Source organism: Hymenobacter sp. 15J16-1T3B, from assembly GCF_020711235.1.
Classification (GTDB): domain Bacteria; phylum Bacteroidota; class Bacteroidia; order Cytophagales; family Hymenobacteraceae; genus Solirubrum.
Genome location: NZ_JAJFAV010000020.1, coordinates 1 through 15,913, shown reverse-complemented (window position 1 = coordinate 15,913; position 15,913 = coordinate 1). Strand labels below are relative to the sequence as shown.

13 protein-coding genes are annotated in these 15,913 nt (G+C 66.5%); 10 read left to right on the top strand and 3 right to left on the bottom strand.

The features are described from left to right. Positions 1 to 3: 3 nt before the first annotated feature. The 3 genes from LJ737_RS24255 to LJ737_RS24245 form a co-directional block, all read right to left on the bottom strand. On the bottom strand, positions 4 to 2,784 hold the full coding sequence (locus LJ737_RS24255) for an alpha-d-galacturonidase (protein WP_227769358.1): 2,781 nt from the start codon (positions 2,782 to 2,784) through the stop codon (positions 4 to 6). 987 nt (positions 2,785 to 3,771) lie between these two features. Further along, a complete protein-coding gene (locus tag LJ737_RS24250; protein WP_227769357.1) occupies positions 3,772 to 5,151 on the bottom strand; it encodes a sensor histidine kinase in 1,380 nt (459 codons plus the stop codon). 1 nt (position 5,152) lies between these two features. Continuing rightward, a complete protein-coding gene (locus LJ737_RS24245) occupies positions 5,153 to 5,824 on the bottom strand; it encodes a response regulator transcription factor (protein WP_227769356.1) in 672 nt (223 codons plus the stop codon). Between the two features lie 395 nt (positions 5,825 to 6,219). Here LJ737_RS24245 and LJ737_RS24240 point away from each other — a divergent pair, with 395 nt between their 5' ends. From LJ737_RS24240 to LJ737_RS24195, 10 genes are all read left to right on the top strand, one after another. Further along, positions 6,220 to 6,645, top strand: a complete 426-nt coding sequence (locus LJ737_RS24240; RefSeq protein WP_227769355.1) for a QcrA and Rieske domain-containing protein — start codon at positions 6,220 to 6,222, stop codon at positions 6,643 to 6,645. A 110-nt stretch (positions 6,646 to 6,755) separates the two neighbouring features. Continuing rightward, a complete protein-coding gene (locus LJ737_RS24235; protein WP_227769354.1) occupies positions 6,756 to 7,214 on the top strand; it encodes a thioredoxin family protein in 459 nt (152 codons plus the stop codon). Positions 7,215 to 7,218: 4 nt separating this feature from the next. Beyond that, positions 7,219 to 8,298: an FAD:protein FMN transferase gene (locus tag LJ737_RS24230; protein WP_227769353.1), complete on the top strand. Its 1,080-nt coding sequence runs from the start codon at positions 7,219 to 7,221 to the stop codon at positions 8,296 to 8,298. Between the two features lie 4 nt (positions 8,299 to 8,302). Continuing rightward, positions 8,303 to 8,542 (top strand): DUF4266 domain-containing protein, encoded by a 240-nt coding sequence (locus LJ737_RS24225; RefSeq protein WP_227769352.1) that lies wholly within the window; start codon positions 8,303 to 8,305, stop codon positions 8,540 to 8,542. A 22-nt stretch (positions 8,543 to 8,564) separates the two neighbouring features. Next, entirely contained in the window at positions 8,565 to 9,839 is a 1,275-nt protein-coding gene (locus LJ737_RS24220) for a DUF3570 domain-containing protein (protein ID WP_227769351.1), read from the top strand. Between the two features lie 34 nt (positions 9,840 to 9,873). Continuing rightward, the gene (locus tag LJ737_RS24215) at positions 9,874 to 10,563 is read left to right on the top strand and encodes a VIT1/CCC1 transporter family protein (protein ID WP_227769350.1); all 690 of its coding nucleotides are present in this window, start codon (positions 9,874 to 9,876) and stop codon (positions 10,561 to 10,563) included. 49 nt (positions 10,564 to 10,612) lie between these two features. After that, the gene (locus LJ737_RS24210; RefSeq protein WP_227769349.1) at positions 10,613 to 11,080 is read left to right on the top strand and encodes a hypothetical protein; all 468 of its coding nucleotides are present in this window, start codon (positions 10,613 to 10,615) and stop codon (positions 11,078 to 11,080) included. A gap of 184 nt (positions 11,081 to 11,264) precedes the next feature. Beyond that, positions 11,265 to 12,296 (top strand): sulfite exporter TauE/SafE family protein, encoded by a 1,032-nt coding sequence (locus tag LJ737_RS24205; RefSeq protein ID WP_227769348.1) that lies wholly within the window; start codon positions 11,265 to 11,267, stop codon positions 12,294 to 12,296. 460 nt (positions 12,297 to 12,756) lie between these two features. Beyond that, positions 12,757 to 15,255 carry a cation-translocating P-type ATPase gene (locus LJ737_RS24200; RefSeq protein ID WP_227769347.1) on the top strand — a complete coding sequence of 833 codons (2,499 nt, stop codon included), beginning with the start codon at positions 12,757 to 12,759 and terminating at the stop codon, positions 15,253 to 15,255. Between the two features lie 395 nt (positions 15,256 to 15,650). Continuing rightward, positions 15,651 to 15,913 (top strand): Arm DNA-binding domain-containing protein (locus tag LJ737_RS24195; RefSeq protein WP_227769346.1); only part of this gene is annotated, 263 nt, incomplete at its 3' end.

Below are 15,913 nucleotides of genomic sequence, written 5' to 3'. Positions count from 1 at the left end.
AGATTACTCAAACAGCCAGTCCAGCTCCCCGTCCTTGTTCGTCACGCCAAGGCCGGCGTTGTAGGTGCGGATGGGCTCCTCGGCGGGCACGAAGCCCAGCAGCAGGGCCGCGCCCTTGCCCAGGTTGAGCGTGTGGGTACCTGGCTTAAAGGAGTAGGTGTGCACGTTCACGGGCGGCAGGCCGGCCACTGTGGCGGCATTGCTGATTTTGATGTCGGCCTGCCCGTAGTCGTTGGCCGAAGCGTCGATTTCCAAAGTCGGCACCGGCAGGTAGCGCGGATTCTTGCTGCCAAAGTAGCCCACCAGCAGCTTCACCGGCTGCTTGGTGCTGAAGACCAGGGCCGTGCGCTGGCTCTGCATCCGCGCTTTGCTGAGCTGGATGCCCTGCAGGCCGATCAGCTCCGGCGCGACAGCCGTGAGCTGGGCGGTGGTGTCGGTGAAAACGGTCTTGCCCACGCCCACGGTGTAGGTCCGAGCCGTACTCAGCAGCGTGAAGGGCGCCGGCGTCAGGCGGGCCGTTTTCTGGCTGGCGGGCAGCAGGCGCACCTGCTTGAGCGAGTCGAGGTTGTGGCGCAGGTTGGCCAGCTCCTTTTGGTACACCGGCAGCATTTCCGCCCAGGTTTTGTAAGTGCCGTCGACGCCGCGCATCGGGATTTTGCGCTGGGCCGTCTGCATGCTGTTGGCGTAGAGGTAAGAGCCCTGGGTCAGGGCTACCATCCGCTCCCAGTGCTGCACGCTGCGCGCCAGCAAGGGCACAGCCGCTTCCAGGTCGGCCACGTTGCGCGTGTACTTGTAGCGCAGCACCTGCAGGGCGGCGCGCACCTTGTCGGCGTAGAAATTGGCCAAGGCGTCCTGGCAGTACATGTCGTTTTTCACGCGCTCGAACTCCGCCTGGTTTTGCGTCACGCCCGGCGCGGCCCGCTCGATGGCCGCCACGGCCGCTTTGCCGTGGGCCACCACCTCGTCGGCCACCTGGGGCGGGGTTTCGCCGAGGTGCGGCAGGCCCTTCGCCTCCTTTTCGGCGTAGTCGATAATCATTTCGCCTTCTGGCGCTTCCGACTCATACAGCAGGGTGAACAGCCCGTAGCGGCGCGGGTTGATGAGCTGGGTCATGAGCATGCCGAGCGTGAGCGTCTGCCGGTTGCCGTCGGTGATGCCGTAGCGGCGCAGCAGCTTGGGCTCGATTTCGCCGGCCGCCTCGTAGGCTTCCAGCACCTGTTTGCCAGTTGCCACGCCCCCGCCAAACTGCTGCCCCAGCTGCCGGCCCCAGTACTCGATTTCCTGCGGGCGCGGGCGGTCGGCTTTCCAGGCGTAGCGGGCCCACTCCTTGTACCAGAGCCAGTCCCGGTCGATTTGCAGCAGGCGTTGCGGGGCCTTGTCGGCCGTGTAGGGCCAGTCCCAGTACGACGACTCCGGGTACAGATGCAGGCCGTTGGAGCCGTAGATGTTGTGCATGGCCTGCACCGACTTCTGGATAAAATCGGCCGAGCCGTAGCGGAAGGGCTCCAGGTTGGCCAGGATGTGCACGTTCTGAATGTGCACCGAGTTCATGCTGCTCAGCTTGCGGTGCAGCTCGGCCCAGGAGCCGCGCGGGGTGTACGTCGTCAGCGCCTCGCCGTTGAATTTGGCCTCGGTGTAGAGGTTCTGGTACAAGGGCAGCGCGGCGTTGATGACGCGCGGCGCGTCGGTGTCGTGGGCGCGCAGCACGATGGGCGGCTGTTCGGTCTGACCCAGGGCCTTAAGGCCGTCCTGCACGCCAGGAATAATGGTTTTCGTAAACCAGTCCACGTCGTCCTGGCCCACGCCTTCCATGGCCTCGCCCAGGGCCACCATCAGGCCCACGTGCGGGTATTTCTCCACGAAAGCGGCAATGGACTTGCGCGTATAGTCGGCAATGAGCGGCACGATGGGCCGGTTGCGGTCCTGGGTTTTGATGCCGTGGTGCTCGGCAAAGGGCTTGGAGACGATGATGTTGTAGAACATCTGAATCACCCAGATGCCGCGCTTGTCGGCCTCCTCGGTGAGGAAGCGGAACATTTCCTCGTTCTTCTTAAAAGTTGCCTCGTCCACCTCCAGCGCGTAGGGGTAGTCCTTCAGCCGCACCAGCGAGGCGAAGGGGTGCCCGTTCCAGAGGTAGAGCGAGTTCATGCGGTTGTCGACGAGCATGTCGAGGTAGCGCACCCAGAGCTGCTTGTCGTAAAACCACGGAAATATCTCGGGCGTGTAGGGATACTCGTACACGTTGCGCCCGGGCAAGTAAGTCGGCTTCTGCACCCCGATGCAGGCCCCGCGCATCACCATTTCGGGCTGATCGGCGAGGCTGATCCGGTCGGCAAGTTTGCCTTGCGTCTGCACCTGCTCGGCCAGCTCCAGGCAGCCGTAAAGGGCGCCGGAGTTGTCGGCGCCGCTGATAACCAGGGTGTTCTTGTCGCCCGAGGAAATAACAAAGCCTTCCTTGCCCGGGGCTTTAGCGGCCGAAGCGTGGAAGGCGGTGGCGGCTTGCTGCAGCAGCGCGTCGGTGGCGCGACCGACGACAATCAGGTCTTTCTTGCCGCTGAGCTGGGCCTGCTCGCTGATGCTGGCCGCGTAGCCAGCTTGTTGCAGGGCGGCGCGCAGCCGCTCGGCGCCGTAGCGCAGGCGCGGGTGGGCGCCTTTGGGCAGGATCAGGGTGCGGGTCGGGCCTTTGGCGGCCGGAGTTGGGGCAGCCGAAACCGGGGCGGTCAGCAACAGCCCGGCAACGAGCAGGTAAGCGGCAGTAAACGTGTTCCAGAAACTCCGGTGCATCAGGGCGGCGCTGGGGTAAGGGTCGGCGCGGCCGGGGTGGTCGGGCGCGGGGCCGCTGGTTCCAGGCGCGGGCCGACAATCGGGTGGTTGGATTGCGGGCGGGCTTGCTTCGGGCGACGGTAGCGGCCGAGGGGGCGGCGCGATGATTCCCACTCTTGCGCGCCGCCCCTACCAGCTCCGGGCGCGTGCCGCGGAGCCTGGCCGAATGTCACCGCTTCGTGGCCGAAGGGAGTGATTCAAAAGTACAGCCGCGGCAGGCGGGGCATGTATACGCCGTTCTCCAATCCTTATATGATCTTGTCACAAGCCCCAACCCCGGCCGGAGCGGGCACGCAGCCGCAGCCCGTGCCTCCCTCTTCCAGCGGCACAAGTATTAAATACCATTGCCGTCTTCGAGCGGCGCGGCTGGCAAAATTGGCTTTCCCGGCTCCTTAGGCCTCATCCGGCCGTTCTGCGGGCTTTTTGCTGGGCCCAGCTGCCGGGCGCGGCGGGTGCAGCCGCGCTGGGCTGGGTCCTTGCCGCGGCTAACCTCCCCGTTTTATCCACTCCTGCCGTCCTATTCGTACCGTGCCGCGGCGGGGCGGCGGGCGGCACAGCGGACGTGGCACGTGTGCTAATATCAACGAATCGGGCGCCCTACCCGGGCGTGTGCGGGCAGCGCAGCAGCTCGGCGTGGTAGGTTTCGCCCACGGGCAACAGCTGTTCGCCCACCTGCACCAAGTTGCGCCCCGGGTCCAGCCGCTCGAGGTAGTCCAGGTCGACGAAGTAGCTGGGCTAAATCTGCACGAACTGCTCGGCGGGCAGGTGGCGAACCAGCTCGCGCAGGGGCATGCGCACGAGTATCGCGCGCCCGGCCCGCACCAGGCGGCACGCTATGTCGCTGGCCTCCGCGCTGCGCCTGTCGTTGAGGCGAATTTTGTAGTCATCGGCCGCCCGCTACGCTGCGTACGCAGTGCCCCAGCTCACCAGACGGGGCTTTTTGTAGCCCTAGGCAGCCGGAAACAGCAGCGTGAACGTCGTACCTTGGCCCAGCGCACTTTCCACCGCCAGCTCGATGCCCAGCAGCGCGCAGGCCTTGGCCACAATGCTCAGCCCCAGGCCCGTGCCGCCGATGTGCTTGTGCTGCAGGGCATCGGACCGGTAGAGCGGGTCGAAGATGCGGACTTGGTCTTCGGGCCGGATGCCGATGCCCTGGTCGCGGATGGCGCAGCGCAAGCGGCCCGCCGCCAGGGCCAGGGTCACGGTGATGGTGGAGCCGGCGGGCGAATACTTCACGGCGTTGGAGAGCAAATTATCCAGAATCAAATCGACGAGGTGCGGATCGGCCACGACGGTCGTGACGGCTCCGTCTTCCACGTCGACGCGGATGCGCTTGGCCTCCAGGTCGGCGCGGTGGCGGTAGAGCACGTCGTGCACGGAGCTGAGCACCGACAGTTCCTGCCGGTTCAGGCCCTTGGCGTGGCTCTCGAAGCGGGCCATGAGCAGCAGCTGGTCGACCAGGTGGGTAAGGCGGTCGATTTCCCGGATGCCGAGCTGAATGCTGCTCACGTACTCGGCCGGGGTGCGGGGCTTGCGCACCAGCACTTCCAGCGTGCCCTTGAGCACGGCCAGCGGCGTGCGCAGCTCGTGCGAGGCGTCGGTGGTGAACTGCTTTTCGCGCTCCACGGCCTGCTCCACGCGGCCCAGCAGCCCGTTGATGGCCGTGGCCAGCGTGTGCAGCTCGTCGGGGCGCGGGGGCAGGCCGATGCGCGCGGTGAGGTTGTCGCGGGTGATGCGGTTGGTGGTGGCGGTGATGCGCACGACGGGCGCGATGCTGCGCCCCGCCAACCACTGAGCCGAGCCGTAGAGGGCCAGCAGCACCACCGGAAACGAGAGCAGCAGCACTGAGCCCAAGCTGTCGAGCACGTGCCGGGCCGGCTCGGTGGGCACGGCCACGAGCAGGTACCCGCGTAGTTGCCCCCGCTGCCGGATGGGCGCCTGCAGCTGCCGAATGGCCCGGCCGCGCAGGGCCGCATCCACCAGCTGGCGGCCGTCGGTGAGGTGAAACAGCAGTTGGTCGGCCTTGAGGTTGGGCGAGCGGTCCATCAGCCCGCCCTTCGCGTCGTTGAGTTGCACGAACACCGGGGCCACGTCCACCTGCTGGTGCTCCTGCTCCTCCCACTCGCCCTTGTGGGCAAAGCGCAGCGAGTCGCCGGCCACGTACAGCTCGGTCAGGTGCCTGGCGGCCTGCAGCCGCAGGCCCCGGTCGAGGTCGGCGTACACCTGCTGGCGCACCACCCCGAACACCACCAGGTAGGCCAAAGCCACCAGCGCGGCCGTGACCAGCACGTAGTGCAGGGCAATGCGGTTTTTGAAGGTTAGGGCCATGTTAGTCGCGGGCGACGTAGCCGACGCCGCGGATGGCGTGCAGGTACTCGTCTTCCTTGCTCAGGCGCAACTTCTTGCGCAGCGCGTTCATGTACACGTCGATGACGCCGGTGTTGTACTCGAAGTGAATGTCCCAAACCTGCTCGATGATGCTCTGCCGGCGGCACACCGTGCCCTTGTGGCGCAGCAGGTACTCCAGCAGGGCAAATTCCTTCTGCGTCAGCGCCACCTCCTGCCCGTCGCGAAACACCTGGTGCGTGGCCACGTCCAGCACGATGGGGCCCACCGTGAACCGCTCCGCCGCCCCGGGGGCCGGGGCGTGGCGCAGCTGCACCCGGATGCGCTCCAGCAGCTCGTCGAAGTGGAAGGGCTTCTTGATGTAGTCGTTGGCCCCGGCCTGCAGGCCGGCGACGGTGTCCTGCACGGTGTCTTTGGCCGTCAGGAAAATCAGGGGCTCCGCGTGGCGGGCGGCGCGCAGTTGGCGGCACAGCTCCAGCCCCGTGAGGCCGGGCAGCATCCAGTCCACCAGCAGCAGGTCGTAGGGGCGGGCCTGGGCCTGGGCGAGGCCGGCCGGCCCCGTGTCGGCAACGTCCACGGCGTAGCCTTCTTCTTCCAGGCCCTGCTTGAGAAACCGGGCAATGCCGGGTTCGTCCTCGATAAGTAAAATGTGCATACCGGGTGGGAGAAGGAAATACGGCAGGACGCGCCGCCGGGCGGCGGCCCTTGCTCGAACCTAACGCTCTTTGCCCCGCGAAGATGCTGCGCAGCGGCGGGGCGGCAGCATTTTAAGCAAATCTTAAGCGGACGCACTGCCCGCCTTCGTGCGGAGCCGCGTTATTCGCCTCGTTCCGGTCGGCGCGCCCCAACGCGGCCCGATGACATAGCCCGACGCAACCGGCACATCAATCGGACCACGCGGCTAGCTAGTCGACGTCCGGTGGGCGACGGTCGTTTTGGCCGTGGTTTCGGCTCCAGCCAGCCGTAGCTTACGGGCTGGTCGCGCCGGCCCCGCCGCTGGGCTCGACTCTTTTTGTTTCACCCTCTACCTGCCCGGCAAGCTCCTCTTTCATGGACCGCAAAGAATTTCTACACCTGTTTGGCCTGGGCGCCGCCGGCTTGCTGGCCTCCGCCTGCCTGGGCAGCTGCGGCAACAGCAGTGACCCGGTGCCCGCCGCGGCCAACGTGGACTTCACCGTGGACCTGACCGCGGCCAGCAGCGCCAACCTCCACAATGCCGCAGTCGGGTACCTCTACAACGCCGAGCGGACCGTCATCGTGGCCAAAACGGCCGACGGGCGCTACGTAGCGTTTCAGGCTCCGTGCCCCCACGAAGGCGTTACGGTCACCTTCAGCCCGAACCAGGCCCGTTTCGTCTGCCCCCGCCACAACGCCGTGTTCGGGGCCGACGGCGCGGTGCTCAGCGGCCCGGCGCCGCGGGCGCTCAAGCAGTACACCGTCACGCAGACCGGCTCCACACTGCGCATCACCGGCTAAGCCACGATTCTTAAAAGTTGCTTAAGAGTCCATCGTTTCGGAACCGGCTGCGTAGGGTAGCACGGTTTATGGCTTTAACCGGGCTTTAACCTAACTCTGCTTTTCCCGCCATGCGTATTCTCTCGTTTTGCCTGCTGCTGCTCCTGGCAGTCGTGGGCGTGCAGGCCCAGACGCCGGCCGCCGTCACTTGGAACTCCGACCTGGCCACGGCCCTGCAACAGGCCAAAGCCACCAACAAGCCGGTGTTGGCCGTCTTTTCGGGCTCCGACTGGTGCAAGCCCTGCATCATGCTCAAGCAAGAAGTGTTTGACCAGCCCGAGTTTCAGCGCTACGCCCAGGACAAACTGGTGCTGGCCCGCTTCGACTTCCCGCGCAGCAAGAAAAACAAGCTGCCCGCCGACCAAACCAAGCGCAACGAGCAGGCAGCGGCCCAGCTCAACCAGGAAGGCTCGTTTCCGCTGGTGGTACTGCTCTCGCCCGAGGGCAAGGTGCTGGCCAAGACCGGCTACCGCCCCGGCGGCCCCGCCGCCTACGACGCCTACCTCAGCCAGCTCCTGACCAAACGCTAAGCCCATGCGTTCCATCTTCCGCGGCCGCGCCTGGCTCCCGGTGCTGGCGGTGCTGCTGCTCGGCGCCGCCCGTTCGGGGGCTTGGGCGCAGGCACCGCTGGCGCAGCCCAAGCCCTTGCGCAACTATATGCGCGCGGCTCACCTCATGGGCTCCCACTTCACTTTCACGGCCGTAGCCGCCGACGACTCGCTGGGCTGGCGGGCCGTGCGGGCGGGCATTCGGGAAACGCAGCGCATCGACCGGCTCTTCTCCTACTGGGACTCCACCTCGCAGATAACCCAGATCAACCGCCACGCCGGCCTCAAGCCCGTGGTGGTCGACCAGGAGGTGTACGACCTGATTCAGCGCACGCTGAAGCTCTCGGCCCTCAGCGGCGGGGCCTTCGACATCACCTTCGCCGGCGGGGAGAAGATTTACAAGTTCGACCGGCAGGAGCACGCCGCCCTGCCCGCGCCGGCCGTAATCAAAGCCTCGGTGGCCCGCATCGACTACCGCAAGGTCATCCTCGACCCGGCCACGCATTCCGTCATGCTCCAAGACAAGGGCATGCGCCTGAACCTGGCCGGCATCCTGCAGGGCTACGGCGTGCGCCGCGCCCAGGCGCTGATGAAGCAAATGGGCATCCGGGGCGGGCTCATCAACGGCTCGGGCGACGTGTCGTGCTGGGGCCGGCAGGCCGACGGCTCCTTGTGGCGCGTGGCCATCGGCGACCCAAAGCACCCGCACGGCGGCATCAACAGCTGGCTCGACGTGACCGACGTGGCCGTGGTGACGGCCGGCAACTACGAGCAGTACTTCACCGTGGGCGGCAAGGTCTACGGCCACATCATCGACCCGCACACCGGCCTGCCGAGCACCGGGCTGCAGTCCGTCACCATCATCTGCCCCGACGTGGAGCTGGCCGACGGCCTCGACGAAGTCGTCTTTGTAAAGGGCGCCGAGGCCGGACTGGCCTTTATCAACGGCCTGAAGGGCGTGGATTGCACGCTCATTACCGACGACGGCCGCACGCTCACGTCCAAGGGCATGCAGGTGCGCTACTACTCCACCCAACCGGCCCCGGCTACCGCGGCCAAACCCTGACCCGATGAACCTCTCCCTCCTCCCCTGGCCCCGCCTGGCGCTGGGCGCGCTGCTGCTGCTGGGCGGCAGCGGCCTGACGAGCTGCGTGTCGGTGGCGGCCTACCAGAAAATGTACCTCAACGACGAGGACATGCAGCTGGCCAACAAGCGCATCGAAACCTACGAAACCAACTTCGAAAGCTACCGCGAAGGCGCCGGCGGCGCCAACGGCGGCAAAGTCGGGGGCGGCTGCGGCTGCAACTAAGGACCGGACACGCACTACGCGCATGAGCTACTCTACTTTCTGGCGCCGGGGCGCCGCCGCCGGGCTGCTGGCCCTGCTCCCCCTGCTGAGCTGGGCGCAGGCCACGCCTACGCCCAACCGCGTGGACGGCTACGGCGCGCCCTCGGCCGCGCCGAGCCCGCCCAGCCCGCACAACAGCGGCGAGACGGAGCTGAACATTCTGATGAGCTACTACCAGCAGGACGGCAACCACGGCGCCGTGGAGGGCGGCATCGGCACGCAGCAGCTGACGGACCTGACGCCGACCATCATTCTGAACGTGCCCCTGGACTCGGTGACGCGCCTTTCGGCCAACGTGGGCATGGACGTGTACGCCTCCGCCTCCACCGACCGCATCGACTACGTGCTGTCGACGCCTTCCAGCCAAGACACCCGCTACCACGCCGACTTCGGCTACTCGCGCCAGCTGCGCGACCAGCGCACCATCGTGGGCCTCGGCGCGGGCTTCTCCAAGGAATACGACTACCTCTCCTTCAACGTCACCGGCTCCTGGGCCCAAACCTCGCGCGACGGCAACCGCCAGCTCAGCGTGGCCGCCCAGGCCTTTTTCGACCGCGCCACGCTGATTTTGCCGGTGGAGCTGCGCGCGGGCGGCGGCGGGGAGCACGGCTCGGGCTACGACACGCGCCAGAGCTATAACCTGAACCTGGTGTACTCGCAGGTGCTCACCCAACGCCTGCAAGGCGCCGTCAGCACCGAGCTGGCGGCCCAGCGGGGGCTGCTGAGCACGCCGTTTCACCGGGTGTACTTCCGCGAAACCGGCGGGGCCGTGGGCACCGCCCAAACGGAGCTGCTGCCGCGGCAGCGCTACAAGTACCCGGTGGGCCTGCGCCTGAACTACTACGCCACCGACTTGGTGCAGCTGCGCGCCTACTACCGCTTCTACAACGATAATTTTGGCATCACGGCCCACACCGTGGAACTGGAAACGCCGGTGAAGGTGACGCCCTTCTTCGTGCTCTACCCCTTCTACCGCTACCACACCCAGACGGCCGCCACCTACTTCGCGCCCTACCTGCAGCACAGCATCCGGGACGAATACTACACCTCCGACTACGACCTGGCCGACTTCTCGGCCAACAAGGTCGGGCTGGGCCTGCGCTACTCGCCAGTATATGGCCTCAGCCGCTTCAAAACGCCTTTCGGCGGGCGCGTGGCCAAGTTCAAGGCCCTGGATTTGCGCTACGCCTACTACCGCCAGAGCACCGGTCTGACGGCCAACCTCGTCAGCGCCGACTTGTCGTTTACCATGCCCTAACCGGAGGTCTTCTCTCCGCGCCCGCCGCCTACTGATGCGACACGACGAAAATCACCGCACCCACCGCATCGGCTGGCTGCGCGCCGCCGTGCTGGGGGCCAACGACGGCATCATCTCCACGGCCAGCCTGGTCGTGGGCGTGGCCGCGGCCCACGCCTCCCGCGATAGTGTGCTGGTGGCGGGCGTGGCCGGGTTGGTGGCCGGAGCCATGTCGATGGCGACGGGCGAGTACGTTTCGGTCAGCTCCCAGGCCGATACCGAGCAGGCCGACCTGGCCCGGGAACGGACCGAGCTGGCCACCCAGCCAGCGGCCGAGCACGCCGAGCTGGCTGCCATTTACGTGGCGCGCGGCCTGGCGCCCGCCCTAGCCGACGAAGTAGCCCGGCAGCTGACGGCCCACGATGCGCTGGGCACCCACGCCCGCGACGAGCTGGGTATTTCCGAGACGGTGTCGGCCAACCCGGTGCAGGCGGCCCTGGACTCGGCGGGCACCTTTACCGTGGGCGCGGCCCTGCCCCTGCTCGTGATTCTGGTGTCGCCCGAACGGTGGCTGGTCTGGACCGTTTCGCTCACCTCCCTGCTGTTTCTGGCGGCGCTGGGCGGGCTGGCCGCCTACGTGGGCGGCTCCGGCGTGCTGAAGGCGGCTGCCCGCGTCACCTTCTGGGGCGTGCTGGCCATGGCCCTAACCGCCATCGTGGGGGCTTTTTTCAATGTTTCGCCCTGACCCGCCGGCCCCGCTGCTTATTACCTCCACCTTTTCCAACCTACTTTCCATGAACGGAGCCCATCTGCACCTACTGCTCAACCACACCCCCATCCTGGGAAGCCTATTTGGCTTGGTACTTCTGCTCGTGGCCCTGGTGCGCCGCCAGCCCGTGCTGGTGAAGGCCGGCCTGATTGTGCTGCTCGTGGCTGCGGCTCTGGCCATTCCGACCAACATGACCGGCGAGGGCGCGGAAGAAGTGGTGGAGCACTACCCCGGCGTGACGCGCACCCTCATTCACGAGCACGAGGAGGCCGCCGAGCTGGCCCTGTGGGCGCTGGAACTCACCGGCCTGCTGGCCGTGGGCAGCCTGTTGCTGCTGGCGCGCGGCCACGCCCGCGCCGCGCTGCTCACCCGGCTGACGCTGGTCGGCGCGTTGCTCAGCTTTGGGTTGATGGCCCGCGCCGGCAATCTGGGCGGCCGGATCATGCACCCCGAAACCCGCGGCGACGCCGTGTCCAACGCCCTGGGCCGCTAGCCCGGTTGCCAGCTCCCGCCGGCCCCTTACCCAGGCGGCAACTTGCTAAGCGCCTTCCCCGCTGCAGCGGCAGCTGCTGCAAGGCCCCGGCGAGCCGGCCGTGGTTGTGCCGAGCTACCCGAGCTGCGCCGCCGGGGCTACGGGGGTGCTGTAGCGCGTTGCGGGCTCACTCTTGACAGGCGTTATGGGATTGGTTTTCGTGTTTGTGGCGGCCGTGCTGGCGTTCGGCCTCAGCACGGTAAGCGGAGGCGGAGCGGGCCTGCTGCTGCTGCCGGTGCTGACGCGGGTGCTGCCCACTGCGGCGGTGCCGGCGGCCCTCACCGTGGGCACGGCCACCAGCACCGTTTCGAAGCTGGCTCTATTCCGACGCCACGTCAACTGGGCCGTCACGCGGCGCTTCGTGCCGGGGGCCGTGCCGGGCGTGCTGCTCGGCGCCTACTTGCTGAAATACCTCAACCCGCTGTACCTGGAGGTGTTCATCGGTCTGTTTCTGCTCTCCAACCTGACCATGCTGCGCCGCTCGGCCCCGGTGACGGCGGTTGAGCCCGCGCCCGCCAGCTGGCTGAAGCTGAGCGGCATTGGGTTTTTGGCGGGCTTTCTGTCGGGCCTGACCGGTGCGGTGGGGCTGGTGTTCAACAAGTTTTACTTTCACTACGGGCTGAGCCGCGACCAAGTCATTGCCACCCGCGCGGCCAACGAGTTGCTCCTGCACTTCATCAAACTGGCGCTGTACCTCTCGCTGGGCCTGCTCACCGGGCCGGCGTGGCAGGCCGGAGCCGTGGTGGCCGTGGCAGCCGTGGCGGCGACGGCCGCCACCAAGCGCATCGTTCACTACCTGCCCGAAGCCGCGTTCCGGCGCCTGGGCTACGCGGCCATGGTGCTCAGCGGGGGCTTCATGCTCACCGCGGCCGCCACCGAGCTGCGCACCACCGACAACCTGCGCGCCAGCACCGCCCTGCTCGGCGACGAGCTGGAAGTGACCGGCTGGTGGCGCAGCCGGAGCCTCACGCTGGAGCTAGAACTCGACGAAAGCCCCGCCATCGAGCAGCCCGTGGCGCTGGCGCGGCTGCCCGCGCCGGTGCAAGCCACGATGCGCCGCCTGCAGCAGGGACGGCCCGTCATCAAGATCGAGGAAGTGTGGCAGCTCAACCAGCATTACTACGAGTTGTACCTGAACGACCAGGGCCGCGTCGTGTCGGTGGACGTGGTACCATAAACCGCCAAACTCGTAACGGCCGCCGGCGCCTGCGCAGCTGGGGCGCAAGCCCGGCAAGAAAATGGCCGTGCTTGTTGAGGCCAAGGAGGCAGTGGTCAAAACGAACGCCGGTAGCAGGCCAGGCAGAAGTAGCCGTGGTAGGAGGCACTCCCGATGTGGCAGTTGACTCGCGGACAATGTTTGGCAGCCGAAACGTCAGAGTGCCGCCCGCCCAGTGGCCCTCTGCGCGGCGCTGAAAGACGGGCGCCGATTCAGCACCACTTTTCGCCGGCCGTTGGGCGGTCCTACCGGTGCCGCTCGGCTAACATTTGTACCAAACTGTTTCTCAAGGCCCCAATTCTTTTGTATCCTCCGGCCCATAGCCGAGCCCCGCCGATTGGCTGACGCTCAGCGCGCACCCGACGGCCGATGCCGCGCGCCGGCCTCTCGCAGGGCTTCTTCCGCTTCCCCGTGCCTGCCCATGATTCAGCTTCCCGCCGTTTCCCCGTCTGGTCTTAGCGACGCCGCCGTCGAGGCCTCCCGCGCCGCCCACGGCCGCAACGTGCTCACCGCGGCCTCGCGCTCCGGGCTGCTGGCGACGCTGCGCGAAGTGGCAACCGAGCCCATGTTTCTGCTGCTGCTGGCGGCCTGCGCGGTTTACATCGCCCTGGGAGAAATAGCCGAGGCCCTGACCCTGGGCGTGGCTCTGCTGGCGGTGGCGGGTATTTCGGTGTACCAGCAGCTCCGCAGCGACCGGGCCCTGAGCGCCTTGCGCGAGCTGACCCAGCCCCGGGCCCGGGTGCGCCGCAACGGCGCCGTCGTCACCGTGCCGGTGGAAGACCTGGTGGTGGGCGACGCCGTGCTGGTGGAAGAGGGCAGCCGCCTGCCCGCCGACGGCACCGTGACCGAGCCCAGCGACTTTTCCGTGGACGAAGCCATCCTCACCGGCGAATCGGTGCCGGTAGCCAAGGCGGCGGACGAGCCGGTCTTCGCCGGCACCAGCGCCGTGGCGGGCCGCGCCTGGCTGACGGTGACGGCCGTGGGCGCAAGCACCAAACTGGGGCTGATCGGGCAGAGCATGCAAGCCATTGCCACCGAGAAAACGCCCTTGCAGCTGCAGGTGAGCCGGTTTGTGCTACGCATGGCCTGGGTGGGAGTGGGCGCGTTTGCGCTGGTGTGGGGCGTGAATTACGCCCACTCCGGCAACTGGGTGACGGCTCTGCTTTTCGGCCTGACGCTGGCCATGTCCATTTTGCCCGAAGAAATTCCGGTGGCCTTCAGCTCCTTTATGGCCCTGGGCGCGGCCCGCCTGAGCCGCCTGGGCGTGCTCACCAAGCAACCCCAGACCGTGGAAAGCCTGGGCTCGGCCACGGTCATCTGCACCGACAAAACCGGCACTCTTACCCAGGAGGGCATGGCCGTGTGCCAGCTCTACGACGGGGCCGCCGCCCGTCTTGTGCCGGTGCCGGGGCCGCTGCCCGCCAGCGCCGTCACCGTGCTGGCCTACGCCCGTTGGGCCAGCGAAACCGAGCCCTTCGACGCCATGGAAAAGGCCATCGTGGCCGCCTTTGCCGCAGCCGCCCCCACCCTCGCTGCCGTCCCCGCTCCCATGGTGCACGAGTACCCGCTGGCCGGCACCCCGCCCATGATGACGCACGTGCGCCGCGTGGGGGACGAAACCCTGGTGGCCGGCAAGGGCGCCGTGGAGCACATCCTGGCCATCTGCCGTCTGGCGCCGACACAAGCCGATGACGTCCGGGGTGTGACGCGGGAGCTGTCGGGCCAGGGCTACCGGGTGCTGGGCGTGGCGCGGGCCCGGCCGGCGGGGCCCGACTTCCCAGCCGCGCAGGACGATTTTGCCTGGGAGTTTTTGGGATTGGTAGCCTTGGAAAATCCGCCCAAAGCCAATGCGGCAGCCGTAATTCAGGCCTTCCTCACGGCCGGCATGCAGGTGAAGATGATTACGGGTGACTTTCCCGAAACGGCTCAGGCCATTGCGCGGCAGGTGGGCCTGCCCGGGGCCGATACCCTGCTCACCGGGCAGCAAGTGATGGACTTGCCGGCGGCCGCGCTCCAGCAGCAGGCGCCCGGCACGGCTGTGTTTGCCCGCATGTTTCCGGAGGCCAAGCTCAAGGTGGTGGAAGCGCTGAAGGCCCGCGGCGAAGTGGTAGCCATGACCGGCGACGGCGTCAACGACGGCCCCGCCCTTAAGGCCGCCCACATCGGGGTGGCCATGGGCCGGCGCGGCACGGAAGTAGCCCGGCAGGCGGCGTCGCTGGTGCTCGTCGACGACGATTTGGCGGGCATGGTCACGGCCATTGCCCAGGGCCGGCGCATCTACCAGAACTTCAAGAAGGCGGTGTTCTACGTTGTCTCCATCCACATTCCCATTGTGCTGACTGTAGCCGTGCCGCTGCTGGCGGGCTGGAAGTTTGCCAACCTGTTTTCGCCCGTGCACATCATTTTTCTGGAGCTGGTGATGGGGCCGACGTGCTCCATTGCCTTCGAAAACGAGCCCGCCGAGGCCGGGCAGATGCAAGAGCCACCGCGGCCGCTCAGCACCACCTTCCTGGGCCGGGCCGAGTTGGGCCGCAGCTTGGTGCAGGGTGTGGGCATTGCGGCGGCGGTGCTAGGCGTGTACTACGGGTTCATGCAACAGGGCGCTCCTTTGCCGGAAGTGCGCACGCTCACCTTCGCGACGCTGGTACTCAGCAACCTGGGACTCACGCTGGTGAACCGCTCCTTTACGCAGTCCGTCTGGCAGACCCTAGGTGTGCCTAACCGCATTCTGTGGCTGATGCTGGGCCTGACTCTGTGCCTGCTGCTGGCTACGCTGCTGGTGCCGGCCGCGCAGCGGCTGTTTGGCTTTGCCCCGGTGCCGGTGGCCGCCTTGGGCTGGTGCGCCGGGGCGGCGTTGCTGGGTGCCGGTTGGATAGAAGCGTACAAGGCCTTGCGGCGGGGTACCAAGGCGAAAAAGTAGCGTATTGCGCAGCGCCCCCGACTTCGAAACTTAGCCGCAAACGTCCTAGCTATAAGCGTTCCACAAGCCGGGCCGCGGCGTCAACAGCAGCAGGTTTCTGCTTCTGGATCGATGGGGCGCCGTTCCTTCGGTGCGAGTCGCCGCAACAAAGAAAAACCCCTACTTGCAAGCCGCAAGCAGGGGTTTGAGTGATTCCTCTGGAATCACTGATTATTAACTACACTTTATCTAAAATACCTCCAAAATGGCCTTTAAACGGAATTTTATAAATCGAATTAGCTCTAATTCACTTGCTCTTTTACGGATTTACGGTCCCACTTACGGACCCACTCAAAACTTTACCTACTTTTGATATGGCGCCGGCAATCCAACTGGCTCATGCTATCCTACTACTTATGGCCTCCACCAAGCTGGTCATCCGCAGCGACCGGAAAACCTTTGGCAAGACCACCATCTACGTCCAGTACACGCATAAAAGCGTCAAGAAGAAGTTCAGCACGAAGTACAGTGTCGAGCCTGACCGGTGGGATGCGGTGGGGCAACACATCATGGGCTCTACCAAAGAGGTGAAAGCCCTGAACCTGTCGCTGCAGGAATCCAAGGCCCGTATCGACGGCATTGTCCGGCAAGCCATCCTGAACGGCGAAGAACCCACGTT